A 26,826-nucleotide genomic window follows, 5' to 3' on the forward strand; every position below is an offset into this window, starting at 1 on the left:
TCGATATCCAGTAGTCCGTCGGAGAGTCCTGGCCGTCCGGCCATTCGACGAGGAGTGTCTGGACGGGTAGGACGCCGTCCCACCGGTTGCGGCCGCCGCCCGCCTCCTGAGCTGCGGCCAGGGACTGCTTGCCCGCGGGCCGCACTGTCAGCATCGCGAACCGCGAGGTCATCGCGCCTTTGCTGCCCTGCCTCCAGGTCACCTCGGTGAACCGCTCCGCACCCGCCTCCGCTGCGAGGACGGAGACGGCCCGCGGTGGGGTGCGGTAGCGGGGAAGGGTAGGCGGTCCGAGTCCGCCATAAGCAGGCTGGTGCGGCTCGACATCCTCCGGGTGGGCGACTTCCTTCCCGTTCAGGGCCAGGACATAGGACAGTCCCCGCTCCTCGAGACCGAGCCGGAACGGAGTGCTGACGCCGTAGCCGGCGTCAGCGACCACGACCGGTGCCTTCAACTGCCACTCGGCGAGTGTGTCCAGGAGGCCGAGCGCGAGACGCCATTTTTCCCGGTGCACCACGTCGTCGGGGACTCCTGCCCGGCGGCATCGGCCCGGCTCGTCCGTCCACTCACGCGGCAGATACAACTGCCACTCCAGCGGGCACGAGGCGGTGTCGGTGGCGGCATGGACACTGACCGCGACCTGGCAGTTCGCCCGTTTCCCGACCGCTCCGCAGTACTGGCGGGCCACCCCGACCGACGCCTTGCCGCACTTGGGGAACGACACGTCGTCGATCACCCACACCTCGGGCCTGACAACTCCGGACAGCCGCTCTGCGATCCGCTGCCTGACCGGCAGCGGATCCCACGGCGACTGGTTCACAAACTGCTGCAGAGCCTGCATGTTCGCGTCCGGCAGACGCTCGGCCATCGGCTGGATCGACTTGCGCCGGCCATCCAGCATCAGGCCCCGCAGATAACACTCGCCCCACCGCCGCTGATCCCGCCGCGGCACCGACCCGAACACGTCGGCAACGAACTCCGCCAACTCACCCCGGAGCCGTTCCACTTCCCCCAACCTCACACCACGAAGATGCCCACCACCAGGCGAGATCACTCGACGTAACGAAGCACTACTAGCTCACTTCACGGCCACCGCCCGGATGATCTCCTGGGTCACCGAACCCCCCTTGTCGTCGTGGGCCGAGGCCCGCAGCGAGACGGTCGCGGCACCGCGTGGCACGGTCAGCGTGCCGTGCCAGGCGGCGCCCCCGCCCCGCAGCGGGACCCGCCGCCAGTGGGCCCCCTCGTCGTACGACACCTCGAGCCTCCCGCCGCCGAGCGTGCCGGTGCCCGAGGCACCGGCGACGTACCGGGCGCCGAGGGTGACCGGGATCCGGTGTCCGCCGCGCACCGCACCGGAGAGATCGGTGTCGAGGCCGTACGCGAGGTTGATCAGCGGCAGGTAGGTCCAGTGGTCCTCCGGGGTGGCCGCCGACCGGAAGGTCCACTCGGAGTGGCCCTTCGTGGCGAGTTTCCAGCGGCCGCCGTCGAGCGCGGTGTCGGTGACGACCCGGTAGCCGTGCTCGTCGGCGGGCGCGTCCCACACGTATGCGGCGGAGCCGGTGTTCCGGTCGACGAGCGTGCCGTCCTGGTAGACGGCGGTGGTCTGGCTCATCCCGCTGTCCTCGCTCCACGGGTCGCCGAAGCCGGTGTGGTCGGGCCCGGAGTCGCCCCAGCCGGGGGTGTTGAGCTGGATCTGGTCCCCGGCGCGCTGCTGCCCCCAGCCGAGCCCCGTGCCGAGCCACGGGTGCCACACGGGCCGGAACCAGTTCAGCCGCGGCCGGGTGCCGCCGTCGTAACGGACCAGGCCGCTGCGCTCCTCCAGGGCGCCGTCGCCGGCCGTGACGGACTCGTGCCAGAGCTGGCCTGGGCCGGTGGAGACGTAGTCGGTGCGCTCGGCGGGCAGGGCGACGCGCTCCTGGAAGCCGAGGCCGATCGCGAAGGTGTCGGTGAGGGAGTAGCGGAACTCACCGCCGTTCAGCGGCTGGGCGGAGTGGAACCTGACGTGCACGGCGGCCAGCTGACGCCGCGTCGGGGCGTAGGTGAGGTCGCGGTCCGGGATGGCGCCCCGGTGCCCCTCGGAGAGGTCGTACACGTACGGCGAGTCGGCCGTGCCGGTCATGTCGACGTGGCCGGCGGCGCGGAGGCGTCCCGCGTCGGCCTCGTTCACCGTGGCGATCTGCAGGGGCCGGTCGGCGTTGTCGTCCGTGCCCCACCAGGCCATCAGCCGGCCGGGCGCGTCGTCCGTGACGAACAGGGCCTTGGCGCCCGCGTCCTGGGCGGCCCGGGCGAGCGCGGCCGGGTCGGTGCCGTCGGGGAGACGGGCGAGCACGGCCTTGCCGGACACCCCGGTGAAGGGCCCGTCCCCGACGTCGACGAGCAGCAGCCTGGTACGGCCTTCGAGCAGGGTGCCGCCCGCCTGGACGGTCGCCTCGCCGACGCCTCTGACGGCCAGCCGCGGCTCGGCCAGCCGCCACACGGTCCGGTACTCGAAGCCACCGTGGCCGACCTCGGCCGTGGGTGCGGCGAAGACGCTGTCGTAGGTGAGCGGCACCTGGACCGCGCCGAACAGGTCGGCGCCGTTCGCGGTGCGGTCGTACTCCATGAGCAGCTGGTGGGTCTCGGTGCCCCGGTCCACGTCGGCCCTGATCTCGCGCAGCGTGCGTCCGTCCAGGGTGACGTCCCGGTCGTGGTCCAGGGTGATCTCGGGGGCGGCGAGGAAACCGAGGCCGAGGGAGTCGGCGCCATGGCTGCCGTGCACGTCGAGGAAGGAGGTGAGGGAGTAGGTGCCGGGCTTCAGACGCAGCGCGAGGGTGCCGGAGTCGCCGACGTGGGCGGGCTGGGCGTCCTCCCCCTCGGCGAGCCGCTGCACCGTGAGGTCGGCGGCGGTGGGCGCGCCCGCGCGGTCCTTGACGTGAACGGTGAGCGTGTACCGCTCCTCCTCCTTGACCAGCCCGAACACGGTGTGGGCGACCGGCCGGCCGGACGGGTCCGCGGCCACGATCCGCCCGCTGGTCTCGCCGACCGGGGCCCTGGCGCCGTCACCGGTGACGGTGGTGGACGCGGTGCCGTGCGCGGGCACGGTGAGGGTGTCGCGGGCGAGGGTGGCCACGCCGTCCGGGGCACCCTGGACGGCCAGCTTCAACTCGACCGCCTTGTCGGAGGAGTTGGTGTAGGTGAGGGTGCGGGTGACGGGCTTGTTCGCGTCGTACGGCCAGCTGTGGAAGCCGAGGTCGGCGCTGCCGGTGGCGGTCACGTCCGCCTTCACGGCGTCCGGGACGCTGACCCGGCCCGCGCCCAGCTGGTACGCGGAGGCGTCCAGCTCCTTCGAGCCGGACATCAGCGCGTCCTTCAGCCGCGCGCCGCTCCAGCCGGGATGCTCCTGGGCGAGCAGGGCGGCCACGCCCGCGACATGCGGGGTCGCCATGGACGTGCCGCTCATGGAGGTGTAGGGGCCGCTGCCGGGGGTGAGCGAGGAGCGGGCGGCGAGGATGTCGACGCCGGGTGCGGAAAGGTCCGGTTTGAGGGCGTTGTCGCCGTAGCGGGGCCCGGCGCTGGTGAAGTAGGCGGCCTGGTCGGCGGAGTCGACCGCGCCGACGGTGAGGGCGGCGTCGGCGGCGCCGGGCGAGCCGATGGAGGACGCGGCGCCCGTGTTGCCGGCCGCGACGACGAAGAGCGCGCCCGTCTCCTCGGACAGGGTGTTCACCGCCCGGGCCATCGGGTCCGTGCCGTCGCTCGGCTCGGTGGAGCCCAGGCTCATGGAGACGATCCGGGCGTGCACGTCCCGCGCGGCCCACTCCATCCCGGCGATGATCTGGGACTCGCTGCCCGAGCCCTCGTCGCTGAGCACCTTGCCGACGGCGAGCGTGGCGCCGGGCGCGACCCCCTGCTCCTTGCCGTCGGAGGCGGCTCCGCTGCCGCCGACGGTGGAGGTGACGTGGGTGCCGTGGCCGTTGCGGTCGGCGACCTCCTCGCCGTCGATGAAGCTCTTCGTCTCGCTCACCCGGTGCTCGAGGTCGGGGTGGCTCAGGTCGACGCCGGTGTCGAGGACGGCGACCGTGACCCCCTTGCCGGTGAGCCCGGCGTCCCAGGCGGCCCGGGTGCCGATCTGGGCGTTGCTCTCGGCCATGTCGGTCTCGACCCGCCCGTCGAGCCACACCTTGTCGATGCCGCCGCCCCGGGTGAAGGACCGCCAGAAGGTCCGCCCCCTGTCCGCGTCGAGGGCGGCCCCGCGCAGGCTGGCCAGCGTGCGGATCCGTTCGGCACCGGCGGGGGTGACGGCCCGGGGGTTCCTGCCGTAGGTCACGATCAGCGGCAGCGTGTGCGCCTCGGCGTCCGTGAGTCCCTGCCGGATCAGCCCGCTCACGTCGAACAGCCGCCGGTCCAGCGTCCCGGCCCGCAGATACGGCAGCGCCTCGTCCGGTACGACGGTGAGGTCGCCGTCGCTCGACTGCGTCCGTACGGCTCCGGTGGCCCCGGGCGGGCGCTGCACGGTGACCGTCCTCCTGCCGTGCCCGAGGTCGGTGACGCGCACCGTGTCGCCGGTGACGAGGGTGACGGTGCTGGTGCCGTCGCCCGGCGCGGCGGGGGCGGACGCCGGCCGGGCGGCCGCCGCTGCCTGGCCGGCCGGGAGCAGGGCGGTCACCAGCCCCACCGCCAGCAGGGCCGCCGGGCGTCTGACTGGTCCTCTGGTCATCCACGCCTCTTCTCGTGTGGGTCGAGCGTGTCGCGTGCTGGGACGAGTGTCATGTGCCGCTCACACTGGGGGAGTTGAGCGGAGCTGACGGAAAGGCGCCCTGGCGGGTTCTCGCCAACCCCGGACGGCGCCACGCCTCGCGCGTGCGGTGATGTGACACCCGAAGCACCGTCCGTAACATAGGAGTTGGACACGGATCACGCAGGACGGGGGCGACATCGCCATGGACGGGTTGGTGCAGTTCAGGACCGAGGACGGCGCGGACGTCGTGGTGGAGGGCGTCGACGTCAGGTCCGGCGCCCGGCTCGTCTCGCGCGGCGAGGGGCCGGCCCAGGCGGCGCGCACCTTCGAGGGAGCGCTGGAGGGCGTGCGGGCGGCGGCCACGTCCGCGCTGCGGGTCTTCCGGGACGGGAGCCTGAACCCCGACGCGGTGGAGATCGAGTTCGGCGTGCGGCTGTCCGCGGAGGCCGGTGCCGTCATCGCGAAGGGATCGACCGAGGGCCACCTCGTCGTCAAGCTCAGCTGGTCCCCCGGGCAGCGGCCGGCACCGGCCGCTCCCGGGCCGGGCGAGGCGGCCCGGCCCGTCCCTGAACCGGCGCCCTCCGACCGGTGATGCGCAGTGCCGCCTGGCATGCCCGGATCGTCTGCGGCCATGAGGTGGGGGCGGGCTTCCTGGTCACCGGCCGCCGGGTGCTCACCTGCGCGCACGTCGTCAGGTGGAGCGACAGCGCGGCGGTGACGGTGTCCTTCCCGCACGCCCGGGAGCTGGGCGAGCTGTCCGCGTCGGTCGTCGCCCGGGGCGGCTGGGCCGGCGCCGCCACCGACCCCGGCGACGTCGCCGTACTCGAACTGGACCGTGACGTCCCGCTCGCCCCGGCCGGCTTCGCGCCGCCCGACTCCGCGTACACCGAGCCGTACCCCAAGCTGATCGCGTACGGCTTTCCCGAGGGGTACGACGAGGGCACGCTCGCCGAGTACCAGGCGGTTTCCGGCCAGTTGATCGCCGACGAGTGGCTGGAGCTGGTGGCGTGGAGCGGGCACGGGCAGCCGCTCGTGGCCGGTTTCAGCGGGGCGGCGGCGACCCTCCCGGACGGCCGGGTGGCCGGCATGGTCACCGCGGCCTCGGGCACACCGGACGTGCGCAAGGGCCGGATGCTGCCGCTGGACGTCATGGCCCGGTACTGGCCCGAGCTGGGCGAGCTGGTGCCCACGCCCGGCCACCGGGACGACGCCCGCCGGGAGTTGTACGCCCTGCTGCGGCGGGCCGCGGGCGACGGCGGCCGGGCGGGCGATCCGAACCGGCTGTACGTGGACGCGGTGGGCGCCTTCGGGCCGCCGCTGCCTCCGGGCGGTTTCCCCTCGCTGTGGGCGGCCGCCGGGTACGTGCAGTGGGAGGTCCCGGACCCGGCGGCGGTGAGCCGGTTCGCCGGCCGCCTCCGGGAACTGCTGGACGCGGGCGCGGCCCCGGCGGCTCCGGCGTCCCCCGTCCGCGAGGGGCTCTCGGCCTGGTCCCCGGTCGTCGTCGAGATCGATCACAGCGGCGCCGGGCCCGACCAGGTCACCGTCGAGGTGTCCGCGTACCGCGACGGCCGGCGCCGGCCGGTGGGCGCGCGCCGGCTGCCGCGCACCGGGGTGCGGGCCTACGTGCAGAACCGCATCGACGAGGCCGTCGCCCACCTCGCCCCGGACGCGGACGAGCTGGTGACGTTCGTGCTGCCGCGCGAGTGGCTCAACGAGGCGGTGGCGCACTGGGAGTGCAGCGCGGACGACAGCACGCCCCTCGGCTGCGCCTATCCCCTCGTGGTGACCGACCGCGCGCGCCACCACAGCGGCCGGCTGCGCCACCAGCTGCGCAAGAGGTGGCAGAAGCTGGACTCCGGGCGCGGGGCCGAGATGCACCGCGTCGAGTGCGGCACCCTGGAGCGCCCGCCGAGCCTGCGCAAGCGGCTGTGGGACGGCGAGGCCGGGCTGGCGGGGTTCGCGGCCCCGCCCGCGGCGGCACGGCAGCACTTCGAGGTCGGCCTCACCGTGCCCGTCCCGGTCCTGCTGTGGTCCCGGGCCGGCTGCCCCGGCACGGAGCACCGCCATCCGCCCGGCCCCGGGGCCGCGCACCAGGATGATCCGGTCTGCCCCGGCAGCGCGTTCCTCGACCAGCTCACCGCCTCGCTCGCCGATGTCCCCCCGGCCGAACTCCCGCGCCACATCCTGTCCCTGCGGCTGACCGCGGACGCCGCCGACGAGCCGGACCTGCACTGGGCGCGGGACCTGCAGCTGCTCTGGGACGACCCGCGCTGCTTCCCGGAGACCAGCGCGAGCCTGCACTCCCCCGTCGCCTGACCGACCGCACGACCGCCCGCCCCCCACGGAGAAGAAGATCCCATGCCCCTGTGGCCCGTCTACACCGGTACGAACGAGCCGCACGACGGCATCGAGAAGCTGCCCCCGCCGCCGCCCTGGCGCGCCTTCGACGGCGGGCCGCTGCTCCGGGCCCCGGACGCGGCCGCCGACGCCTCCGCGGTCTCCCCGGACCGTACGCACCGCGCCGCGACGTACCGGGCCACGGAGCAGACGGTGCAGCTGGTCAACGCGGCCCTGTACCTGCGCCGGCCGCTGCTGGTCACCGGCCCGCCGGGCACCGGCAAGTCCTCGCTGGTGTACGCGGTCGCCCGCGAGCTGCGGCTCGGCCCGGTCCTGCGCTGGAACGTCACCAGCCGCAGCACGCTCCACGACGGCCTCTACCAGTACGACCCGCTCTCCCGGCTGTACGCGGCCCGCCAGGAGGCCGCCCGGCCGGAGCGCGCCGGAGGGACGGCGCCGGCGACGGGCGGGGCACCGGCCGGGACGACGGACCCGGCGACGGGCGACGGCTCGGGCATCGAGCACCATCTGCGCCTCGGCCCCCTGGGCACCGCCCTGCTGCCGTACGCCCGTCCCCGCGCGCTGCTCATCGACGAGATCGACAAGAGCGACCTCGACCTGCCCAACGACCTGCTGAACGTGCTGGAGGAGGGGCAGTACGACATCCCGGAGCTGGTGCGCGCCTCCCGGTTCGCCGCGGACGGCGTCGCCGAGGTGCTGGTCGACGGCACCGACGAGCGGGTCCCGGTGGCCCGCGGCCGGATCCGCTGCCGTGCCTTCCCGTTCGTCGTCCTCACCAGCAACGGCGAACGCGAGTTCCCGCCCGCCTTCCTGCGCCGCTGTGTCACGCTGCACCTGCGGCAGCCGGACGACCGGCACCTCGCCGGCATCGTCCGCGCCCACCTCGGCGAACCCGACGCGTACGCGCAGACCCTGATCGAGCGCTTCCTGGCCCGGGCGGGCGTCGGCGACCTGGCCACCGACCAGCTCCTCAACGCGATCTACCTGGCCCGCTCCGCCGGCCTGGACTCCGAGTCCCTGGACCAGCTGGCCGAGCAGCTGATGCCGTTCCTCGGCCGGTCCGCGCAGTCCGATGTCTTCTGACCGGCCCGGCTCCCCGGATCCCCTGGCCCGCCTGGCCGACGTCCTGGCCCGGGCGGCCGACGGGGTGCGCCCGACCCCGCTCGAACTGGCGGAACTGCTGTGGCTGGCCCGGCACGTGACACCCGGCCCCACCGACGCCGACGCCACCGGCCGCCCGGCCGCCGAGCAGGACCTCCCGCAGGTCCCGGAGATCCCGGAAGTCCCGGAGCCCACGGAGCCCCCGGAACCTCCGGCGCTGGAACCGCCGCCCCCGCTCACGCGGGAGGACCCGCGGCCCGAGTCCGCCCGTCCCCCCGGCCCGCCCTCCCGCGTCCCCCTGCACCTGCCCTCCCGCGGCCCCGCGGCAGCCGACGCGGGCCGGTCCCGCACCACGCTCCTCGCCCCGGCACCCCCGATGCTGCGCCACCCGCTCGCGCTGCAGCGCGCGCTGCGCCCGCTCAAGCGCCGGATCGACGCCCCCGTGGGCCACGAGCTGGACGAGCGGGCCACCGCCGACCGCATCGCCCGGCTGGGCGCCGACCCCGCGTGGTGGCTGCCGGTGCTGCGCCCCGCGCGGGAGCGCTGGCTGCGCCTGAACCTGGTGTACGACGCCGGCCCCACCATGCCGGTCTGGCGCCCCCTGATCCGTGAACTGCACACGGCGCTGGCCCAGTCGGGCGCCTTCCGCACGGTCGCCCTGCACCGCGCGGGCGCCGACGGCACGGTGCGGGGCCCCGACGCGCACGCCCCCGCCGACGGCCGCACCGTCACCCTCCTGATCAGCGACTGCATGGGCCCGCAGTGGCGGGAGGGCCCGGCCGGCACCCTCTGGTTCGCCACCCTGCACCGCTGGGCGCGCCGGATGTCCCTGACCGTCGTCCAGCCGCTCCCGGAACACCTGTGGCGGGACACCGCGCTGCCCACCGCCCCCGGCCGGCTGTCCGCCCCGCACCCGGCGGCCCCCACGGCGGCACTCACGTTCACCCCCTACGACGCGCACGAGCACCCCGAGCCCGGTGCCGCCGTTCACCTCCCGGTGCTGGAGCCGGAACCGCGCTGGCTGGCGCACTGGGCCGCGCTGCTGGCGACGCCGGGAGGGGCGGTGTTCCCGGGCGCCGTCGCCGAGTTGGGCCGTCCCCTGCCGGCGGACGCGCAGGACCGTACGGACGTCGGCCTGCTGTCCGCGGAGGAGCTGGTGCTGCGGTTCCGCGCGAGCGCCTCGCCCGAGGCGTTCCGGCTGGCCGGTCATCTCGCGGTGGGCCGCCCCGACCTGCCGGTGATGCGCCTGGTCCAGGCCGCCGTCGAACCGGATCCGCGCCCGCAGCACCTGGCCGAGATCGTGCTCAGCGGGTTGCTCACCACCGTCCCGGGCGGCCCGCCCGGCTCCTACGTCTTCCGGGACGGCGTACGCGAGCTGCTCCTGCTCGGCCTGCCGCGCACCGCCCGCAACCGGACGGCGGAACTGCTCGACCGCATGGGCGAGTTCATCGACCGACGCGCCGGACGGGCGCCGGGCGAGTTCCGGGCGTCGGCCCCTTCCGCGTCCGGCGCGCAGGGCACCGGCACGGCCGTGGAGGGCGATCCGTTCGCCACGGTCAGCCAGGACAGCGTGCGCCGGCTCGCGGAGACGGCCGGCGACGGGGGGCAGCGCGCGGCGCCCGCGGGCCGCGCGGAGATCCGCTTCACGGCCGACGCGCTCACCGGCCGCCCCGAAGCCCGCATCACGCTCGAAGCCGCGGTCCACGACATCCTGGCGCGCGGCTCCCTCGCCCCGCGTCAGTACGCGGTGGAGGTCCGCCCGGACGGCTACCTCGTGCGCACCGAGCCCGGCGCCTATCTGCTGCCCGTGCTGGTCGCCGTCCTGCGCGAACTCCCCCAGGCGCTCACCCGGCTGGCCGATCCGCCGCGGCTGCGGGTGACGTTCGGCGGGCTCGCCGCCGAGCCGCCGGGCCCGGCCGCGGACGTGACGGTCGTCGTGCCGCCCGCGCTGTACGACGACTTCGCCGCCAGCTCCGCCGCCCGTGGCCTCGGGCCCTTCCGGCCCCTGTTCTCCGACACCGCCCCGGACGCTGCACCGGCCGCCTGGTACTGCCCCCTCGCCCCGCCGTCCTCCGCACCGGGGGAACGTGACCTGGTCCAAGGCCCTTTCATCACCCCGGACCTGCGCGCGCTCGGAGTCCCCACCCCCGGCCGCACAGCCATCGTGCACACCCAGCCCGACGGACCGCTGAGGCTGCTCGACCCGCTCCAGCCGTACGGCACGCGTCCGCCCCGCCCGGAGACGTACTTCTCGGTCGACCTCACCCCGTACGAGACCCGGCACACCCTCACCCTGCCGAGTTCCGGCAAGGGCGTCTTCAAGGCCGCCGTCACACTGACCTGGCACGTCGACGATCCGGTCGCCTTCGTCCGTGGTGAGGCCACCGGTGTCCCACGGCTCCTGGTGGACCATCTGCGCGGCGCGGCGGCCCGCGTCACCCGCCGCCATCCGGTGCGCCGGGCGACGGCGGCCGAGCGCGAGGTGAACGCGGGGGCGGGCGACTGGCCGGTCCCGGGGCTGTCGGTGTCGAGCACCGTGCGACTCGTCCCCGAGGGGGCGACCGCACCGCTCCAGGAGCCGCGGGTTCCCTCGCGCCGCGGGCTGGTGTCCCTCCTGAACGGCGCCGACACCGTGCTGATCGGCTTCGACGGTCCCCTCGCCCGGCTGTTTCCGGCGCGGACCGCGCGGGAGGCCGTCCTCGACCTGCTGTCGGTCGTGGCCGAGCACCGTGATCCGCGGGACGCGCTGGCGGGCCGGCCGCTGCCCGTCGTGAGCGGCACCCGGCAGGAGGCGTTCGCGCATCCCCTGGACCTGCTGCGCGCCTACGCCCGCGACCCGCTCGGCCCCCGGCTGCGGCTGCGCCTGGACGACCTCGAACTGCGTGCCGTGCCCGACGCGCCCACGACCCACCGCTGCGTGCCGCTCGTCCGCGCGCTGCACGGTTCCGGCCGGCGCGTCAGCGTGGTGACGGACGTGTCCACCCGGGCCGTCCACCACTGCCTGGAGCCCTACCGTCTGCCCCTCGCGGGCGTCCACGGCCGCGGCGACGACCTCGGCCTGCTCACCCCCCACCCCGACTGTCTGCGACGTGCCCTGACCGCCCGGGACGCGACCGCCGGCACCGGCGTTCTGGTCAGCTCCTCCGTCGCGGAGCTCACCGCCGCCCGGCAGATCGGCCTGCGCTCCGTCGGGTACGCCCCGACCGCCACCGGGCGCCGGCGGCTGCGCGAGGCCGGCAGCGACGTCACCGTCTCCTCCCTCGAACCGCTGCTGGAGGTCGCCCGGTCCCTGTGACGCCGAGCCGACACACCGCAGCGGCCGGAAAGTTCCCCCGTCCGGCGGCACCCCGCCCGGCCCCTCACGAAAGGCGCCCGCTCCCGGCCCCGAGCAGGATGCAGTCAAGAGGAAGGCCCGCCGACCGACGGGCGCCCCAAGGCCTGCGGGAGGATCCGCCGTGACCGTCAGCCTGGAGCAGTTGCGCCGCTGCCACTTCGCCGTCGACCTGGGCGCGGCCCGTACCCGGGTGTATGTGAAGGGTGCCGGTCTCGTCGTCGACGAGTCGTCCGTCGCCGCCGTGAACACCCGTTCCGGGGCGCTCATCGCGGTGGGCGAGCTCGCGGAGAGGATGACCGGGCGGACGCCGGGCTACATCAGGGTGGTACGGCCCATCTCCGGGGGCACGGTGGTCGACATCGAGATGGCCCAGCGCATGCTGCGCCAGCTGCTCGGTGACAAGATGCGCCGGGCCCTGCGCCGCAATCTGCGGCTGCGGGCCGCCGCGTGCACCCCGCACGACGCCGATCCGCTGGCCCAGCGGGCGACCATCGAGACGCTGGTCGGACTGGGGGCGCGCAAGGTCGAGCTGGTGGACACGCTGATCGCCGCCGCCGTCGGCTGCGGGCTGCCGGTGGAACGGCCGGAAGCCACCATGATCATGGTGTGCGGGGCGGCGGCCACCCAGGTCGCGGTGCTCTCGCTGGGGTCCATCGTCACCGCCGAGCGGGTCCCGGTCGGCGGGGAGGCCGTGGACCACGCGATCGTGCAGCATCTGCGGCACGAGCACGAGCTGGTGCTGCCCTACCAGTCGGTACGGCCGCTGCAGCTCGCCCTGTCCGGCAACGGGCTCACGCCGCACGGCCCGACGTCCACCGAGATCCACGGGCGGGACGTGGCCACCGGGCTCGCGCGCAGTGTGCGCGTGGACACCGCCGCGGTGCGCGAGGCGATCCAGACGCCGCTGACGGCCGTCCTCGACGGCATCGGCAAGGTGCTCCGGGAGTGCCCGCCGGACCTGGTGGCCGACCTCGCGGACCGCGGGATCACGATGGTCGGCGGTTCGGCGCTGCTGCCCGGGTTCGACCAGATGCTGCGGGAGGCCACCGGGATGCCGGTGTACATCGCCGAGCGCCCCGACATCTGCGCGGCCCAGGGCCTGGGCGCCATGCTGGAGGGCCGGATCGAGCCCCTGGTGCTGAACCCGCTGGCCGCGTAGGGCGGTCCCCCCGGGCCGGGCCGGCTCAGCGGGCCAGGTGGCAGCGGATCGTCGTGCCGTCCCGGCCGGTGTGCACGCGGACCAGGTCGGCCACCAGGTTGACCAGCAGCAGTCCGCGCCCGCCGCGCTGGTCGCGGAAGGCGGGCCGGCGCCCGGCCGCCGGGGACAGCACGGGCCGCGGCGCCGGCACCACCGGCTCAGGTCCGCTCACGCCTTCTCCCCGGCGCACGTCAATGAGTGCCCCGTATGCGCGCAACCCTTCTCGTCGCGGGGGCGATCCGCTCCGGGGGGCCGCTCGGGTGTAGCCCGTGGTGCCGGGGGCAGGCGCACCGGGGTGGTTTCCGAGCAGCGGGCAGGGGGAGACATGAGCTCTGCGGCAGGCCCGGCGCGCACCGGGCGGCTGGACGGCCTGGTCGTCGACGGCCGGACCGAGGGGGGCCGGGCCCGCTTGCGGGCCCGGGGAGAGCTGGTCCACGGCTGTACGGACGCCGTCGCCGGGGCCCTGGCCGCGCTAGCGCCGGACGTCGGCCGGGTCGAGCTGGACGTGTCGGAGGTGTCCTTCATGGACACGGCGGGCCTGGCGTTCCTGGACGTGCTCGGCGCGTACGAGCGGCAGCACGCGGTGCCCGTCTCGGTCATCGGCTGGCAGGACCAGCCGCGCCGGGTCCTGGAGCTGGTGGGTCTGGACGCCGAGGATCCGCTGCGTTCCGGGATGCCCGCCGACGCGTCCGCCCGCACCGCCTCCGCGGTCGCCCGGGAACGCGCCGAACAGCTGGAGCTGTTGCGTCTGGAGATCGAGCAGCTGCGGCACGCGATCGACTCGCGGCCCGTGATCGACCAGGCCCGCGGCATCCTGATGGCCGCGCACTCCTGCACCCCGGACCAGGCCTGGGAGATGCTGCGGGAGGCGTCCCAGCGGTCCAACACCAAGCTGCGGCAGGTCGCCGCCGCGGTCACGCAGAGCGCGGCGCCGGGCGGCCCGCCCCCGCCCGAGCCGGTGCGCACGGCGCTGCGCGCGGCGGCGGGCCGCCACGCCCCCCGAGGTCAGTAGGGCAGGGCGCGCCCCGAGGGCGTCCTGCGGTCGATCTCCTGCTCGCGCGGCGCGGCGGGCCGCCGGCTGACACGTACTCGGATCCGACGGTCCATGACGCCCTCCTCCTGCCGGTGCCGTCCGGCGGTCGACGCCGGTAGGAGGTGCGTGCCCAGCACGGGGGCCGTTCAAGCGCGGCCCGCTCAAGTCGTGGTGGAGCCCGCGGCATTGGCGCCGGTCCGCCGGGTGTGCCCGGCCGGGAACGGGAAGGCCTCCCCGGGGGGTGACCCCGGGGAGGCCTTCCGGATCCGCTCCGCCGTCCGCCGCGTCAGCGGACCTTCCTGGTGCGGAAGCCCCGGTAGAGCACCGCCCCGCCGAGCAGCAGCGCCGCGCCCGCGGCGGCGGCGGGCAGGGCACCCTCCGCACCGGTCTGGGCGAGCACCGGGACGGTGGGCTGCTGCGGGGTGTGGCTCTGCGAGGATTCCGGGGGGACGTGGGCGCTCGACGGCGCTGGCGGCTCGATCCGCGTCGGCGGCTTCGACGGCTTCGACGGCTCGGACCGTGGCGGAGCTGGCTGATCAACGGAACCGTTGACGGAGGTGTTGCCGAAAACGGGGTTGGCGATGCCGACCACGTTCACCGAGTTTCCGCTGACGTTCACCGGCAGATGGACGGGCAGCTGGATGTCGTTGCCCGAGACGACTCCCGGGGAGTTGTCGGCCTTGCCGACCGCCTGCGCCCCGTCGGTCTTCTGCGCCGTGGTGCCCCCGGACGTACCGGCCCCGCCGTTGGCACAGCCGTTGCCCATCGCCGGGTTCAACAGCCCCGCCACGCTCACCGTGTTCCCGCAGACGTTCACGGGGACGTGCACCGGGAGCTGAATGCCGTTGCCGGAGATCAGTCCCGGGGAGCCCGCTGTGGAGCCGTCCGCCGTCGCGTCGGCGTACGCCGGCACCGCCACGGCCATCGCGCCGGTGGCGGCGATGACGGCGAACGCGCTGTGTCGGGTAACCCGATTCATAGGTTCCCTGCCTTCCAGACTTGGTCGCGGGCAGTCGCCCGCACCAGCACAACGCTGCTGAACCGCCGACGTTCTGGCGCGTCAGCCTTTCGCGCCATCACTCAACCCCACGTCACCGCACCCGCAATTAAAAGCATACATGTCTGAGGCACTCAATTATATTGAATTCAGGCACTGAACAGGGACCGGGTTTCATCGGACACGCTGCACCACAGGTCCATTTGGCCGGCCACGTGCAGCCCGGCCCCGACCATGGCCGTCCACTCGCGGCACCACACGTCCCGTCCAGGCGCAGGGCGGTGGCCAGCGGCTTTCGACTCGAGTAAGGAAGGCCGCACCATGCATCGGAAAGCGATGGCCGCCCTTGTCCGGATGTTCCTAACGTGCCGGATAGGCGCTACGGCCGCTGCGCCCGAGGCGAGGTCGACCCCATCGGGCCGCTGGACCGCTACTGGCTGGTCCTGTTTCGGCATACCGTGACCGAGCAGCTTCACCCAGCGGACCTCTCACGAGTACGTCGCGATCGATGCTTACGCCGTGGTGAGTGCCGGATGCCGCCCGCGTACCAGTCCCTGCCCTACTGCGGGTCGGCGGGCGACCGGGGTCAGGGCGTCAGGAGGCGCTCAAAGCGAGCGGACGTCTTCCACCTGGCCACCACCTGCCAGGACACCGTGGTCACAACGCTGAGCGATCGACCGCCCGTCCACTACCTGTTGAACAGCCACGGCCTGCGGATCTACGACTGGGCCCGCGTGGAAGTACGGCCCCTGGCACGCCCGGAGCGCCGCCACTGGGTGATCGCCCGACACAGCGTCGCCCGCCCGCGGCAGATCTCCTACTACATCGCCTCTTGCCTCGCCGAGGCAATGCTGAACGACCTGATCCGCATCGCGGGCAGCCGATGAGCCATCGAGGAATCTTTACAAGTGCGAAACAGGCAATGCGACCTGGACGACTACCAAGTCTGCCACTGCCCGCGTCCGGCACCGGCACCGGACCCTCGCGATGGCTGCCCACGCCTGCCTGACAACGACACCAGGCCCGCACTAGCCATTACAACCACACGGACAGAGTCCTGACTACCCTTCAGTCACGGCAAAGGCGCCTGGCGGTTTGGGTGAGCAGAGTGGGCTGGTTCGTCCCTTCACCGGGCCACCCCTCGATCGTGTACAACCACCACTGATGGCGACAGCGGTACGGGCAGCTTCCTAAAAGTGATCGACGAACCTGCTGTTGAGATCTGGAACGACGAGCTCGAGGAACTGTTCCTGCGTACCGGCCACCGCTTCAGGCGCGTCGAACCGCGTCGCAGGATGCGTGACTACATCGGCGGACTACTCTGTCCAGTCGCCCGCAAAAACGGCTTGCAACTGGCCGAAGACGACACCGCATACCCGACCGCATCCAGTGGCTCCCCAACGGCGCCCGCTGGGCACCGATGAACTCCGCGACGACCTCCAGCACTGCGTAGCCGAACGGCTCGGCGAGCCCGTCGGAACCTCTCGACGACACCGGCTTCCTCAAAGACGGCACCACCACCGAGAACTGCCAGACCGGCGTGTTCGCCGCCTACGCCAACCCGTGGATGCGTCCTGGTGGACCGGGAGTTGCACCTGCCCAAGTCCTGGACCGACGACCGCGACCGCTGCCGCGCCGCCCACATCGCCGAGCAGCGGGCCTTCGCCGCCAAGCCCGACCCGGCCAGGGCCATTGTGCTGCGGGCGATCGCCTGGGTGACCGCGGACGCCACCTACGGCCAGGAGTAGCGGCTACGCCGCATGCTGGAGGAGACCGGCCTGGGAGAGGTGCTCGCCGTCCCAATCCCAGCAGGCGCGTCACTTCGGACGCATCGATCACCTCTTCTCCCAGCCCCCCGAGGCATGGGAGAGACTTTCGTGCGGCACAGCTTGAGCGGGACCGCCCCGCCATGAACGAGGATGCTCGTCACCGCGGCTTCTGTCGTGGCCCTCCTAGCGAACGCTCGGCTCACGGTCACACTCGGCTCATGGCCACACTCGCCTCCGGTCAGGCGGGAGGCCGCACGCAAGAGCTTCGTCGCGTTCGATGCCATCGTCGGCAACCTGCAGGCACTGTAGACATCGCCCGACGGTGGGGCGCTGTCACGCAGCAATCGGCTCGCGACCGGCACATCCCGTACCGGTTCCACGACACGAATGACGGAACCGGCGAGGGATCCGGCCCACGAGCGCCGGCAATTCAGGCAGAATCTCCGGGCCGGTTGTGAAAGCCGCGAGGCCAACAGCACACCGCAGCAGGATCTGACGCGTTTCATCACCCGGTCCACTTCGACGACTGCAACGGCACCGCCCTCGCCTTCAAGGGCTCCTCCCGCGAGGTGCGCGCTCACCGCCCCGGCCCCACCAGGGGCCGTTCATCCACCGTGACTCCTGCCAGCTGGTCGGCACCAGGAGCACCTGACGATCCGGTCGGCGGACCACGTCCCGACTGTGGCCCGCTACGACATGTGCCTCCTCAAGAACCACCGCCCGCAGGACTTCGCCACAGCGCAAGACAGGGACGCGCTTCGCCACCTTCGTCGGCCGCCTAGCCGATGAGGGGGGACACGCCCCCTGCGGTCGGCACCTCACACTCGGACCGAAGGTGATCTCGCACTCATGCGGGAGGTGCGCCGGACCTGGTCCGGCTGTGTGAACGGTGGCCGCCGCTGCGGCGTGGCGACCACCGTCCTTGCATCACCACAGGTCCCATCGTTTCTGCGCCTGCGGTGCCTGGTGGGGCGGGTGGGACTCGAACCCACGGCCGACGGATTATGAGTCCGCTGCTCTAACCGGCTGAGCTACCGCCCCGTAGCGGCGTGTCGCGTACAAGTGTGCGCGCCGTCTGCCGCAGCATAGCCGCTCATACGATCTCCTGCCTCGGATGGTCGGCTTCCGCGCTGCTCATGACCTTGAGGACTCCGGCGCCGGTGCCGTGGTTCCCCCGGACATGAAAAAGGACCCCGGAGGGGTCCTCGTTCAGCGTGCTCCCCCGACTGGACTCGAACCAGTAACCTGCCGGTTAACAGCCGGCTGCTCTGCCAATTGAGCTACGGAGGACCGAAGCTCCCCCGACTGGACTCGAACCAGTAACCTGCCGGTTAACAGCCGGCTGCTCTGCCAATTGAGCTACGGAGGATCGCCTCGTTTGCATCGAACGTACCTACCTGGGTATTCGCCAGGGGGCGGGCGCTCGCTGCGACACATACATTAGCGCAAGCAGGGGGGTGCTCCGCCAATCGGTTCCCCCCGGCGCCCACGTCGCACCAGCAGACCCAGGCAAGGGAAGGGTGGCAGCCATGCGCTACCGGCTCACGTTCGTCGCCGGACTGGCCCTCGGTTACGTACTCGGCACGAGGGCCGGACGCGAGCGCTACGAGCAGCTGAAGAAGTCCGCTCGCCAGATCGCGCAGAACCCCGCCGTCCGCAACACCGCGGAGACGGCCGCCCAGCAGAGCCGCCAGTACGCCGGAAAGGCGTTCCACACGGTGAGCGACAAGGTCGGCGACCGCGTCCCGGCCTCCGTGGCCCAGCGCGTCCGCTCCCTGCGCGAGCGCAGCGTCAACGGCACGGCCGACGACGACTGGGGCACGAGCAACACCTAGGGGGCTTCGTTTGGATCAGCCCGGGTCCGGCCTGACCCGAACGAAACCCCCTGGCGCGGGCGGCGCGCCCGCCTCCATCGGCGCCCTCGGCCGAACCCGGCGCAGGAATGCTGCAAAATTCTCCGCATGGGGATAGTCGCCGGGTTGGACAGCTCGCCCGATTTCACGCGCATCGTCGTCTGCGACACGGACAGCGGTGCCGTGCTCCGACAGGGGTACGCGCCGCATCCGGTCGAGGCATCGGAGGCCGGGGGACGCCCCAGTGACGTCGACCCCCAGGCCTGGTTGCTCTCCCTCGGTGAGGCCGCCGGAGGCGGTCTGCTGGAGGGCGTCCAGGCCATCGGCGTGTCCTCGCAGCAGAACGCGCTGATCCCGCTGGACGCCCAGGGCAACACCGTGCGCCCGGCCATGGTCGGCGGCGACAAGCGGGCCCAGGTCGCGGCGGCGGATCTCGTCGACGCGCTCGGCGGGCGCGAGGCGTGGGCGCAGGCGGTGGGCTGCGTGCCGCAGGCCGCCCAGCCGGTCACCAAGCTGCGCTGGCTCGCCAAGAACGAACCCGAGAACGCGCTGCGCACGGCCGTACTGCTGCAGGCCCACGACTGGCTGGTGTGGCAGCTGCTGGGCCGGCCCGTGAGAAGGACCACGGACCGCGGCGGTGCCTCGGGCACCGGGTACTGGTCCGCGGCCACCGGCGCCTACCGGCCGGACCTGGTCGAGCTGGCCCTCGGGCACCAGGCGATTCTCCCCGAGGTGATCGGCCCGGCCGACGCCGCCGGGACCACCCCGGAAGGGCTGCTGATCTCCGCGGGGACCGGCGAGACCATGGCCGCCGCGTTCGGGCTCGGCATCGGGCTGGGGGACGCGGTCGTGTCCCTCGGTGCCTCCGGATCGGTGATGGCCGTTCACCCCGAGGCCCTCGCCGACCAGTCCGGAATGATCACCTCCCTGGCCGACGCCACCGGCATGCACCTGCCGGTCGTCACCACCCTGAACGCCGTACGCACCCTGCGCGGCGCCGCCGAACTCCTCGGGCTGCCGGACCTGGAGAGCCTGTCCGACCTGGCGATGAAGTCCACGCCGGGCTCCCACGGGCTGGTCCTGCTGCCCTACCTGGAGGGCGAGCGGACCCCGAACCTGCCGCACACCGCGGGCACCCTCGCCGGGCTCAGGCGTGAGTCGATGAAGCCGGAGCACCTGGCGCGGGCCGCGTTCGAGGGAATGCTGTGCGGGCTCGGCGACGCGCTGGACGTGCTGCGCGGCCGGGGCGTGGAGGTACGGCGGATCTTCCTGCTCGGCCAGGCCGCCGAGCTGCCCGCGGTGCAGGCGGCGGCGCCCGCGCTGTTCGGCGCGCAGGTCGTCGTACCGCAGCCCGCGGACTACGCGGCGATCGGCGCGGCCCGGCAGGCGGCCTGGGCGCTCGGCGTGTCGCAGGGCACCCTCGACCCGCGCACCCCGCCGGCCTGGCAGGGCGCGGCGGCGCAGGTCCTGGAGCCGGGCGACGAGCTGGCCGTGGGCCAGGCGGTGCGCCAGCAGTTCACCGCGGTACGGGAACAGACCCATCCGGGGGCGTTCCGCGTCTGAGGCGCGACCCGAACCGAAAGTGCATGCGGTTGGCTTAATCGGTTGAGGTAACACCGGTGGAGTGTTCGACGATAGGGGCCAAGGGCAACCGACCAGCCCCTGCCGCCGACCCCGAGAGACGTAGCGTGCTCATACGACTTCTGCGGACCTGTCTCAGGCCGTACAAGAAACCCATAGCCCTGGTGGTGCTGCTGCAGTTCCTGCAGACCTGCGCCACCCTCTACCTGCCGACCCTGAACGCGCACATCATCGACAACGGTGTCGTGAAGGGTGACACGGGCTACATCCTGTCCTTCGGTGCCCTGATGATCGGCATCTCGCTGGCGCAGGTCGTGTGCAACATCGGCGCTGTCTACTACGGTGCGCGCACCGCCTCCGCGCTCGGCCGGGACCTGCGCGGAGCCGTCTTCGGGCAGGTGCAGTCCTTCTCCGCGCGGGAGGTGGGTCACTTCGGGGCGCCCTCCCTCATCACGCGTACGACGAACGACGTACAGCAGGTCCAGATGCTGGCCCTGATGACGTTCACCCTGATGGTGTCGGCGCCCATCATGTGCGTGGGCGGCATCGTGCTGGCGCTCGGGCTCGACGTGCCGCTGTCGGCCGTGCTCGTGGCGGTCGTCCCGGTGCTCGCCGTCTGCGTGACGCTGATCGTGCGGCGGCTGCGGCCGCTGTTCCGGTCGATGCAGGTCCGCCTCGACACGGTGAACCGGGTGCTGCGCGAGCAGATCACCGGCAACCGGGTGATCCGCGCCTTCGTCCGCGACGAGTACGAGCAGGGCCGGTTCGGGAAGGCCAACGGCGACCTCACCGAGATGCAGCTGGCCACCGGCCGGATGCTCGCGCTGATGTTCCCGATGGTCATGACGGTGGTGAACCTGTCGTCCATCGCGGTGGTGTGGTTCGGCGCGCACCGCATCGACAGCGGCGGGATGCAGATCGGTGACCTGACCGCGTTCCTCGCCTATCTGATGCAGATCGTGATGTCCGTGATGATGGCCACCTTCATGTTCATGATGGTGCCGCGCGCTGAGGTGTGCGCCGAGCGCATCCAGGAGGTCCTCGGGACCGACTCGAGCGTGGTCCCGCCGACGGCACCGGTCACCGAGCTGCGCCGGCACGGGCACCTGGAGATCCGCGCGGCCGGCTTCCGCTATCCGGGGGCCGAGGAGCCGGTGCTGAAGTCCATCGGGCTGGTCGCCCGGCCGGGTGAGACGACCGCCGTCATCGGCTCCACCGGCAGCGGCAAGTCGACCCTGCTCGGACTGGTCCCCCGGCTGTTCGACGCCACCGAGGGCGAGGTCCTCGTGGACGGCGAGGACGTCCGGCAGGTCGACCCGGTGCTGCTCGCGAAGACGGTCGGGCTGGTGCCGCAGAAGCCGTACCTGTTCGCCGGCACGGTCGCCACCAACCTGCGCTACGGCAATCCGGACGCCACCGACGAGGACCTGTGGCACGCGCTGGAGGTCGCGCAGGCCAAGGACTTCGTGAGCAGGCTGGAGGGCGGCCTGGACGCGCCGATCGCGCAGGGCGGCACCAACGTCTCCGGCGGTCAGCGGCAGCGGCTAGCCATCGCCCGCACGCTCGTCCAGCGCCCGGAGATCTACCTCTTCGACGACTCCTTCTCCGCGCTCGACTACGCCACCGACGCGGCCCTGCGCTCCGCGCTCGCCCGGGAGACCGCCGAGGCGACCGTCGTGATCGTCGCCCAGCGCGTGGCGACCATCCGGGACGCGGACCGGATCATCGTGCTGGACGAGGGCCGGGTGGTCGGCTCCGGCCGCCACCAGGAGCTGATGGTGACCAACGAGACCTACCGGGAGATCGTGCTCTCCCAGCTGACGGAAGCGGAGGCCGCCTGATGTCCGGGCCCATGGGACGCATGATGGCCGGGGGCGGCCCCGACCAGCGCTCGATGGACTTCAAGGGGTCGGGCAAGCGGCTCGTCGCCCAGTTCCGGCCCGAACGGCTCACGATCTACGGCCTGCTGCTGTGCGTGGTCGTCAGCGTGACCCTGAACGTGATCGGCCCGAAGATCCTCGGCAAGGCCACCGACCTGGTGTTCGCCGGGATCATCGGCCGGCGGATGCCCGCCGGGGCGACCAAGGAGCAGGTGCTCGCGCAGATGCGCGCGCACGGCCAGGGCCAGATCGCGGACATGCTGAAGGGCACCGACTTCACGCCCGGCGAGGGCATCGACTTCACCGCCGTCGGGAACGTGCTGCTGCTCGCGCTCGGCATCTTCCTGGTGTCCGGTCTGCTGATGGCGGTGGCGACCCGGCTGGTCAACCGGGCCGTGAACCGCACGATGTACCGGCTGCGCCAGGACGTGCAGGCGAAGCTGTCGCGGCTGCCGCTGTCGTACTTCGACAAGCGCCAGCGCGGTGAGGTGCTCTCCCGCGCCACGAACGACATCGACAACATCGGGCAGACGCTCCAGCAGTCGATGGGGCAGCTGATCAACTCGCTGCTGAGCATCATCGGCGTCCTCGCGATGATGTTCTACGTCTCCTGGATCCTGGCGCTGGTCGCCCTGGTGACCGTGCCGCTGTCGTTCGTCGTCGCCACCCGGGTCGGCAAGCGGTCGCAGCCGCACTTCGTGCAGCAGTGGCGCTCCACGGGCAAGCTGAACGCGCACGTCGAGGAGATGTACACCGGGCACACCCTGGTGAAGGTGTTCGGCCGGCAGGAGGAGTCGGCGCAGCAGTTCGCCGAGCAGAACGAGGCGCTGTACGAGGCCTCCTTCAAGGCGCAGTTCAACAGCGGGGTCATGCAGCCGCTGATGATGTTCGTGTCGAACCTGAACTACGTGCTGGTGGCGGTCGTCGGTGGCCTCAGGGTCGCGTCGGGCGCGCTGTCCATCGGTGACGTGCAGGCCTTCATCCAGTACTCGCGGCAGTTCTCGATGCCGCTGACGCAGGTCGCGTCGATGGCGAACCTGGTGCAGTCCGGTGTCGCGTCGTCCGAGCGGGTCTTCGAACTCCTGGACGCGGAGGAGCAGGAGGCGGACCCGGTGCCGGGCGAGCGGCCGGCCGAGCTGACCGGCCGGGTGCGGCTGGAGCACGTGTCCTTCCGCTACGACCCCGAGAAGCCGCTGATCGAGGACCTGTCGCTCACCGTCGAGCCCGGGCACACGGTGGCGATCGTCGGCCCGACCGGTGCCGGCAAGACCACGCTGGTCAACCTGCTGATGCGGTTCTACGAGGTGTCGGGCGGCCGGATCACCCTGGACGGGGTGGACGTGCGCGGGATGTCCCGGGACGAACTGCGGTCCGGGATCGGCATGGTGCTGCAGGACACCTGGCTGTTCGGCGGCACGATCGCGGAGAACATCGCGTACGGGGCGTCCCGGGAGGTCACCCGCGGGGAGATCGAGGAGGCGGCGCGGGCCGCGCACGCCGACCGGTTCGTCCGCACGCTGCCCGACGGCTACGACACCGTGATCGACGACGAGGGCACCGGGGTCAGCGCGGGCGAGAAGCAGCTCATCACCATCGCGCGGGCGTTCCTGTCGGACCCGACGATCCTGGTGCTGGACGAGGCGACCAGCTCGGTCGACACCCGTACGGAGGTGCTGATCCAGAAGGCGATGGCCAAGCTGGCCGCCGGGCGGACGTCGTTCGTGATCGCGCACCGCCTGTCGACGATCCGGGACGCCGACACGATCCTCGTCATGGAGAACGGGTCCATCGTGGAACAGGGCGCGCACACGGAGCTGTTGGCGGCCGACGGCGCGTACGCCCGCCTCTACAAGGCCCAGTTCGCGCAGGCCGTCGCCGAGGTGGACTGAGCGGGCGGGGGCGCTCACGCCGCCGTGAGCGCCCCTTCAGTCCAGGTAGCCCCTGAGCTGGTCCGCGAAGGCGTGGTCCCGCAGCTTGTTGAGGGTCTTGGACTCTATCTGCCGTATCCGTTCCCGGGTGACGCCGAAGATGCGGCCGATCTCCTCCAGGGTGCGGGGGCGGCCGTCGGCCAGGCCGTACCGCAGCTGTACGACCTTGCGCTCCCGCTCCCCCAGCGTCGACAGCACGGCCTCCAGATGCTCCCGGAGCAGCAGGAAGGCCGCCGACTCGACGGGGCTCGTGGCGTCGCCGTCCTCGATGAGGTCGCCGAGGGCGACGTCCTCCTCCTCGCCGACCGGGGCGTGCAGGGAGACCGGTTCCTGGGCGAGCCGCAGCACCTCGGAGACCCGCTCGGGCGGCAGGTCGAGCTGGGCGGCGACGTCGTCGGGCGTCGGCTCGTACCCCCGCTCCTGCAGCATCCGGCGCTGCACGCGCACGACCCGGTTGATCAGCTCCACCACGTGCACGGGCACCCGGATGGTGCGGGCCTGGTCGGCCAGCGCCCGGGACATGGCCTGCCGGATCCACCAGGTGGCGTAGGTGGAGAACTTGTAGCCGCGGGCGTAGTCGAACTTCTCCACGGCCCGGATCAGCCCGAGGTTGCCCTCCTGCACGAGGTCGAGCATGGTCAGCCCGCGGCCGATGTACCGCTTGGCGACGGAGACGACGAGCCGCAGGTTGGCCTCGATGAGCCGCCGCTTGGCCATCCGGCCCATGACCACCAGCCGGTCCAGGTCCAGCGCCAGCCGGCTGTCGAGGTCGGGGGTGCTGCTCAGCTTCTCCTCGGCGAAGAGGCCGGCCTCGACCCGGCGGGCCAGCTCGACCTCCTCGGCGGCGGTGAGCAGCGGGATGCGGCCGATCTCGCGCAGGTACTGGCGGAACAGGTCGGCCGACGGGCCGCCGGTCTCGGCCCGGGCGGCGGCCGGGTTCCCGGCGGGCTCGGCGGCCTCCAGCGGTTCGCCGGCGTCGTCGGTCTCCTCCGCGAGGGCTTCCGCGGTCGGTTCCGCCGGCTCCGCGGGCATCGACTCCGGGTGCAGGGGGGCAGGTCCCTGCGGGGGTACGGCCACGAGGACGTCCGTCTCCGCGTCCGGCTCGTCCGCGGTTGCGCCGGTGCTGCTGTCGGTCTGGGTGAGGGTCTGGGTCTGCACGGGGGCGACCTCCAGGATGATCGCTGCTGAAGGTGGGGCGGCAGCGGTACTTCGGGGGCGGAGAGTCGTCGGCCTGCGCTCCGAGGACTCGGGCACCGCCCCCAGTGTGGAGTAAGACACATCCCCGCCACGAGGGGCGTGCGGTGACTTTTTGCGTCCGGTCCGTGACCGGCTGGTGATCCGGGCCGGAAAACCGGGCGAACCGCTCCCCCGTGGTCTGGGAGGATCCCGGGGTGTCCGGACTCCTGTACGAAACCCATGTCACTGTCCGCTGTGCCGGTCCCGCCGAGACGGAGCGGCTGCGCGGCTGGGCGGACGCGTCCGGTCTGAAGCTGACGCACATCGTGCTGGCCCGCGGCCGGATGCGGGACCAGCCGATGCTCACCCTCGCCGGTTCGGGCTCGTACGCCGAGCAGTCGACGCGAGCGGCCGGCACCGTGGCGGCGCTGCGGGCGGCCGGTTTCGCGCCGGTCCGGGTGAAGACGGAGTCCGTGCCGTGGGCGCCGGAGGTGCCGGACGGCCCGTGCGGGGGCGGACGGTCCGGCGGACAGTATTTCGAGCACCATGTGAAACTCCTGCTGGACGCCGGCACCGACCTCGGCGAACTGACCGCGCGGGTCGTGCCGCACGGCGCGCATCTGTCGTGGAACGCGCGCCGGGTGCGCGGCGGCGGACGGCACGAGCGCTTCGTGACGCAGCGCTGCCGCGGGGTGGACACCGAGGGGGCGGGGTGGGCGCTGGAGCGGCTGCTGGCCGGCCTCGCGGGGCTCGACGTGCTGTCCGTCGAGCGGGAGTTCGTGCTGTACGACAGCGACGAGTCGGTGGACGACGGATGGCTGGAGGTGTCGGTGTGAGTGAGGCGTGGCGAGCCTTGTGGCGCGGCGGGGAGCTTCCCGCCGGGCCACTGGACGAGGCGACCCGGCGGGCGAACGATCTGCCGCGCACGCTGACCCGGGTCCCCGGTGACGGGGTGACCCAGCGGCCGGTCTTCGAGCCGGCCCTGAAGCAGTACCAGAACGCCTACCGGGCCACCGACCCCGTCTTCGCCGATCCGGCGCGCGGCGAGGCGTGGCGTACCGCCCGGCGGGCCGCCCTGCACCAGGTGCTGGCCGCGATCGCCGATTCGGAGTGGGCCGAGGCGCTGGTGCTGCGCGGCAGTGTGCTGATGTCGGTGTGGTTCGGGGAGGCGGCGCGCGATCCGGGCGACCTGGACTTCGTCGTCGTGCCGGCCGACCGGGGGATCGAGGAGGAGCGGACGGCCCTGATGCTCGACGGGGTCGCGCGGGCGTCCGAGGCCCGTCCGGGCGAGGTCCGCTTCTCGGCGCGGGACGCGGTCACGGAGGACATCTGGACGTACGACCGCGTGCCCGGCCGCCGCACGGTCCTGCCCTGGTCGGCGCCCGGCCTGCCCGGCGGCCACGTGCAGCTGGACTTCGTCTTCAACGAGCGGCTGCCCGAGGAGCCGGAGCCGCTCGAGCTGCCGGGCGGGACGGTCCTGCGCGCGGCGACGCCGGGGCTGTCGCTGGCGTGGAAACTGATGTGGCTGCTCACCGACCTGCACCCGCAGGGCAAGGACCTGTACGACGCCGTCCTCCTCGCCGAACGCCATCCGCTCTCCCACGCGCTGCTGCAGCGGGTGATGAGGGAGTCCGGCGAGTGGCCGGATGCCTCCCTGGAACGGCCGGTGCCCCTGACGGAGGTCGGGCGGGCCGCCGGCGACGTCGAGTGGCACCACTTCGCCACGGAGTATCCGCGGTTCACGGGACGTGAGCGCGAGTTCGCGGACCGCCTGGTCCGTGCGGTGGCCGCGGCCTTCCCGGCCGAGGCCGGCTAGGTCCTGTCGTCAAACTCCCGCCGTTCGCCCGGAGGGCGTGCTCTGCGGCGTCAGGTGCGTGCTCTGGGAGTCCCCCCGGCCCTTTGAC

At 72.9% G+C, this 26,826-nt stretch carries 18 protein-coding genes, 3 tRNA genes and 2 pseudogenes; 15 read left to right on the forward strand and 8 right to left on the reverse strand.

Annotated features, from left to right (window positions below; all coding sequences use genetic code 11):
* On the reverse strand, nucleotides 1-1,018 hold a 1,018-nt coding region (locus AB0N17_RS12925; protein WP_366011292.1), incomplete at its 3' end, for an IS701 family transposase.
* Nucleotides 1,019-1,075: 57 nt separating this feature from the next.
* Entirely contained in the window at nucleotides 1,076-4,693 is a 3,618-nt protein-coding gene (locus tag AB0N17_RS12930) for a S8 family serine peptidase (RefSeq protein ID WP_366011293.1), read from the reverse strand.
* A gap of 223 nt (nucleotides 4,694-4,916) precedes the next feature.
* Between AB0N17_RS12930 and AB0N17_RS12935 the strand changes: the two genes are divergently transcribed.
* The 5 genes from AB0N17_RS12935 (at nucleotide 4,917) to AB0N17_RS12955 (ending at nucleotide 12,666) form a co-directional block, all read left to right on the forward strand.
* Nucleotides 4,917-5,306, forward strand: a complete 390-nt coding sequence (locus AB0N17_RS12935; protein ID WP_366011294.1) for a CU044_2847 family protein — start codon at nucleotides 4,917-4,919, stop codon at nucleotides 5,304-5,306.
* A complete protein-coding gene (locus AB0N17_RS12940; protein ID WP_366011478.1) occupies nucleotides 5,306-7,030 on the forward strand; it encodes a trypsin-like peptidase domain-containing protein in 1,725 nt (574 codons plus the stop codon). Before AB0N17_RS12935 ends, AB0N17_RS12940 begins: the two co-directional genes overlap by 1 nt.
* 42 nt (nucleotides 7,031-7,072) lie before the next feature.
* Nucleotides 7,073-8,155, forward strand: a complete 1,083-nt coding sequence (locus tag AB0N17_RS12945; RefSeq protein WP_366011295.1) for a MoxR family ATPase — start codon at nucleotides 7,073-7,075, stop codon at nucleotides 8,153-8,155.
* Nucleotides 8,145-11,468 carry an SAV_2336 N-terminal domain-related protein gene (locus tag AB0N17_RS12950; protein WP_366011296.1) on the forward strand — a complete coding sequence of 1,108 codons (3,324 nt, stop codon included), beginning with the start codon at nucleotides 8,145-8,147 and terminating at the stop codon, nucleotides 11,466-11,468. Before AB0N17_RS12945 ends, AB0N17_RS12950 begins: the two co-directional genes overlap by 11 nt.
* 160 nt (nucleotides 11,469-11,628) lie before the next feature.
* Entirely contained in the window at nucleotides 11,629-12,666 is a 1,038-nt protein-coding gene (locus AB0N17_RS12955; RefSeq protein ID WP_366011298.1) for a rod shape-determining protein, read from the forward strand.
* A 25-nt stretch (nucleotides 12,667-12,691) separates the two neighbouring features.
* On the opposite strand, the pseudogene AB0N17_RS12960 reads toward AB0N17_RS12955, so the two are convergent.
* A pseudogene (locus AB0N17_RS12960) lies at nucleotides 12,692-12,829 on the reverse strand (sensor histidine kinase); the annotation flags it as partial.
* 201 nt (nucleotides 12,830-13,030) lie between these two features.
* Here AB0N17_RS12960 and AB0N17_RS12965 point away from each other — a divergent pair.
* Complete coding sequence (locus AB0N17_RS12965) at nucleotides 13,031-13,717, forward strand: ANTAR domain-containing protein (protein ID WP_366011299.1); 687 nt, start codon at nucleotides 13,031-13,033, stop codon at nucleotides 13,715-13,717.
* Nucleotides 13,718-14,024: 307 nt separating this feature from the next.
* On the opposite strand, the gene AB0N17_RS12970 is transcribed toward AB0N17_RS12965, so the two are convergent.
* Nucleotides 14,025-14,717 carry a chaplin family protein gene (locus tag AB0N17_RS12970; RefSeq protein WP_366011300.1) on the reverse strand — a complete coding sequence of 231 codons (693 nt, stop codon included), beginning with the start codon at nucleotides 14,715-14,717 and terminating at the stop codon, nucleotides 14,025-14,027.
* A 626-nt stretch (nucleotides 14,718-15,343) separates the two neighbouring features.
* Between AB0N17_RS12970 and AB0N17_RS12975 the strand changes: the two are divergent.
* The 3 genes and pseudogenes from AB0N17_RS12975 to AB0N17_RS12985 form a co-directional block, all read left to right on the forward strand.
* Nucleotides 15,344-15,746, forward strand: a pseudogene (locus AB0N17_RS12975) (IS701 family transposase); the annotation flags it as partial.
* A 185-nt stretch (nucleotides 15,747-15,931) separates the two neighbouring features.
* A complete protein-coding gene (locus AB0N17_RS12980) occupies nucleotides 15,932-16,159 on the forward strand; it encodes a hypothetical protein (protein WP_366011301.1) in 228 nt (75 codons plus the stop codon).
* 153 nt (nucleotides 16,160-16,312) lie between these two features.
* Nucleotides 16,313-16,483, forward strand: a complete 171-nt coding sequence (locus AB0N17_RS12985; RefSeq protein WP_366011302.1) for a transposase — start codon at nucleotides 16,313-16,315, stop codon at nucleotides 16,481-16,483.
* Between the two features lie 985 nt (nucleotides 16,484-17,468).
* On the opposite strand, the gene AB0N17_RS12990 is transcribed toward AB0N17_RS12985, so the two are convergent.
* The 3 genes from AB0N17_RS12990 to AB0N17_RS13000 form a co-directional block, all read right to left on the reverse strand.
* Nucleotides 17,469-17,545 (reverse strand) — tRNA-Ile (locus tag AB0N17_RS12990).
* 176 nt (nucleotides 17,546-17,721) lie between these two features.
* A tRNA-Asn gene (locus tag AB0N17_RS12995) sits at nucleotides 17,722-17,794 on the reverse strand.
* Between the two features lie 6 nt (nucleotides 17,795-17,800).
* Nucleotides 17,801-17,873 (reverse strand) — tRNA-Asn (locus AB0N17_RS13000).
* Between the two features lie 160 nt (nucleotides 17,874-18,033).
* On the opposite strand from AB0N17_RS13000, the gene AB0N17_RS13005 reads away from it, so the two are divergent.
* The 4 genes from AB0N17_RS13005 (at nucleotide 18,034) to AB0N17_RS13020 (ending at nucleotide 23,707) form a co-directional block, all read left to right on the forward strand.
* Nucleotides 18,034-18,339, forward strand: coding sequence for a YtxH domain-containing protein (locus AB0N17_RS13005; RefSeq protein ID WP_366011303.1), 306 nt, complete (start codon nucleotides 18,034-18,036; stop codon nucleotides 18,337-18,339).
* 126 nt (nucleotides 18,340-18,465) lie between these two features.
* Nucleotides 18,466-19,920, forward strand: coding sequence for an FGGY family carbohydrate kinase (locus AB0N17_RS13010; protein WP_366011304.1), 1,455 nt, complete (start codon nucleotides 18,466-18,468; stop codon nucleotides 19,918-19,920).
* A 125-nt stretch (nucleotides 19,921-20,045) separates the two neighbouring features.
* Nucleotides 20,046-21,779, forward strand: coding sequence for an ABC transporter ATP-binding protein (locus tag AB0N17_RS13015; RefSeq protein WP_366011305.1), 1,734 nt, complete (start codon nucleotides 20,046-20,048; stop codon nucleotides 21,777-21,779).
* The gene (locus tag AB0N17_RS13020) at nucleotides 21,779-23,707 is read left to right on the forward strand and encodes an ABC transporter ATP-binding protein (RefSeq protein WP_366011306.1); all 1,929 of its coding nucleotides are present in this window, start codon (nucleotides 21,779-21,781) and stop codon (nucleotides 23,705-23,707) included. The genes AB0N17_RS13015 and AB0N17_RS13020 overlap by 1 nt, the downstream gene beginning before the upstream one ends.
* A 36-nt stretch (nucleotides 23,708-23,743) precedes the next feature.
* On the opposite strand, the gene AB0N17_RS13025 is transcribed toward AB0N17_RS13020, so the two are convergent.
* The gene (locus AB0N17_RS13025) at nucleotides 23,744-25,000 is read right to left on the reverse strand and encodes an RNA polymerase sigma factor (RefSeq protein ID WP_366011307.1); all 1,257 of its coding nucleotides are present in this window, start codon (nucleotides 24,998-25,000) and stop codon (nucleotides 23,744-23,746) included.
* Between the two features lie 137 nt (nucleotides 25,001-25,137).
* Here AB0N17_RS13025 and AB0N17_RS13030 point away from each other — a divergent pair, with 137 nt between their 5' ends.
* Both AB0N17_RS13030 and AB0N17_RS13035 read left to right on the forward strand, forming a co-directional pair.
* On the forward strand, nucleotides 25,138-25,758 hold the full coding sequence (locus AB0N17_RS13030) for a hypothetical protein (protein ID WP_366011308.1): 621 nt from the start codon (nucleotides 25,138-25,140) through the stop codon (nucleotides 25,756-25,758).
* Complete coding sequence (locus AB0N17_RS13035; protein ID WP_366011309.1) at nucleotides 25,755-26,738, forward strand: nucleotidyl transferase AbiEii/AbiGii toxin family protein; 984 nt, start codon at nucleotides 25,755-25,757, stop codon at nucleotides 26,736-26,738. Before AB0N17_RS13030 ends, AB0N17_RS13035 begins: the two co-directional genes overlap by 4 nt.
* Nucleotides 26,739-26,826 lie beyond the last annotated feature (88 nt).

This window comes from Streptomyces sp. NPDC051133 (assembly GCF_040682635.1).
Taxonomy (GTDB): Bacteria; Actinomycetota; Actinomycetes; order Streptomycetales; family Streptomycetaceae; genus Streptomyces.

Coding starts and splice junctions, on each gene's coding strand:
- AB0N17_RS13010 (WP_366011304.1), top strand. CDS start 18,466: ATGGGGATAGTCGCCGGGTTGGACAGCTCGCCCGATTTCACGCGCATC.
- AB0N17_RS12940 (WP_366011478.1), top strand. CDS start 5,306: ATGCGCAGTGCCGCCTGGCATGCCCGGATCGTCTGCGGCCATGAGGTG.
- AB0N17_RS13020 (WP_366011306.1), top strand. CDS start 21,779: ATGTCCGGGCCCATGGGACGCATGATGGCCGGGGGCGGCCCCGACCAG.
- AB0N17_RS13005 (WP_366011303.1), top strand. CDS start 18,034: ATGCGCTACCGGCTCACGTTCGTCGCCGGACTGGCCCTCGGTTACGTA.
- AB0N17_RS12930 (WP_366011293.1), bottom strand. CDS start 4,693: ATGACCAGAGGACCAGTCAGACGCCCGGCGGCCCTGCTGGCGGTGGGG.
- AB0N17_RS12950 (WP_366011296.1), top strand. CDS start 8,145: ATGTCTTCTGACCGGCCCGGCTCCCCGGATCCCCTGGCCCGCCTGGCC.
- AB0N17_RS12970 (WP_366011300.1), bottom strand. CDS start 14,717: ATGAATCGGGTTACCCGACACAGCGCGTTCGCCGTCATCGCCGCCACC.
- AB0N17_RS12965 (WP_366011299.1), top strand. CDS start 13,031: ATGAGCTCTGCGGCAGGCCCGGCGCGCACCGGGCGGCTGGACGGCCTG.
- AB0N17_RS12945 (WP_366011295.1), top strand. CDS start 7,073: ATGCCCCTGTGGCCCGTCTACACCGGTACGAACGAGCCGCACGACGGC.
- AB0N17_RS12935 (WP_366011294.1), top strand. CDS start 4,917: ATGGACGGGTTGGTGCAGTTCAGGACCGAGGACGGCGCGGACGTCGTG.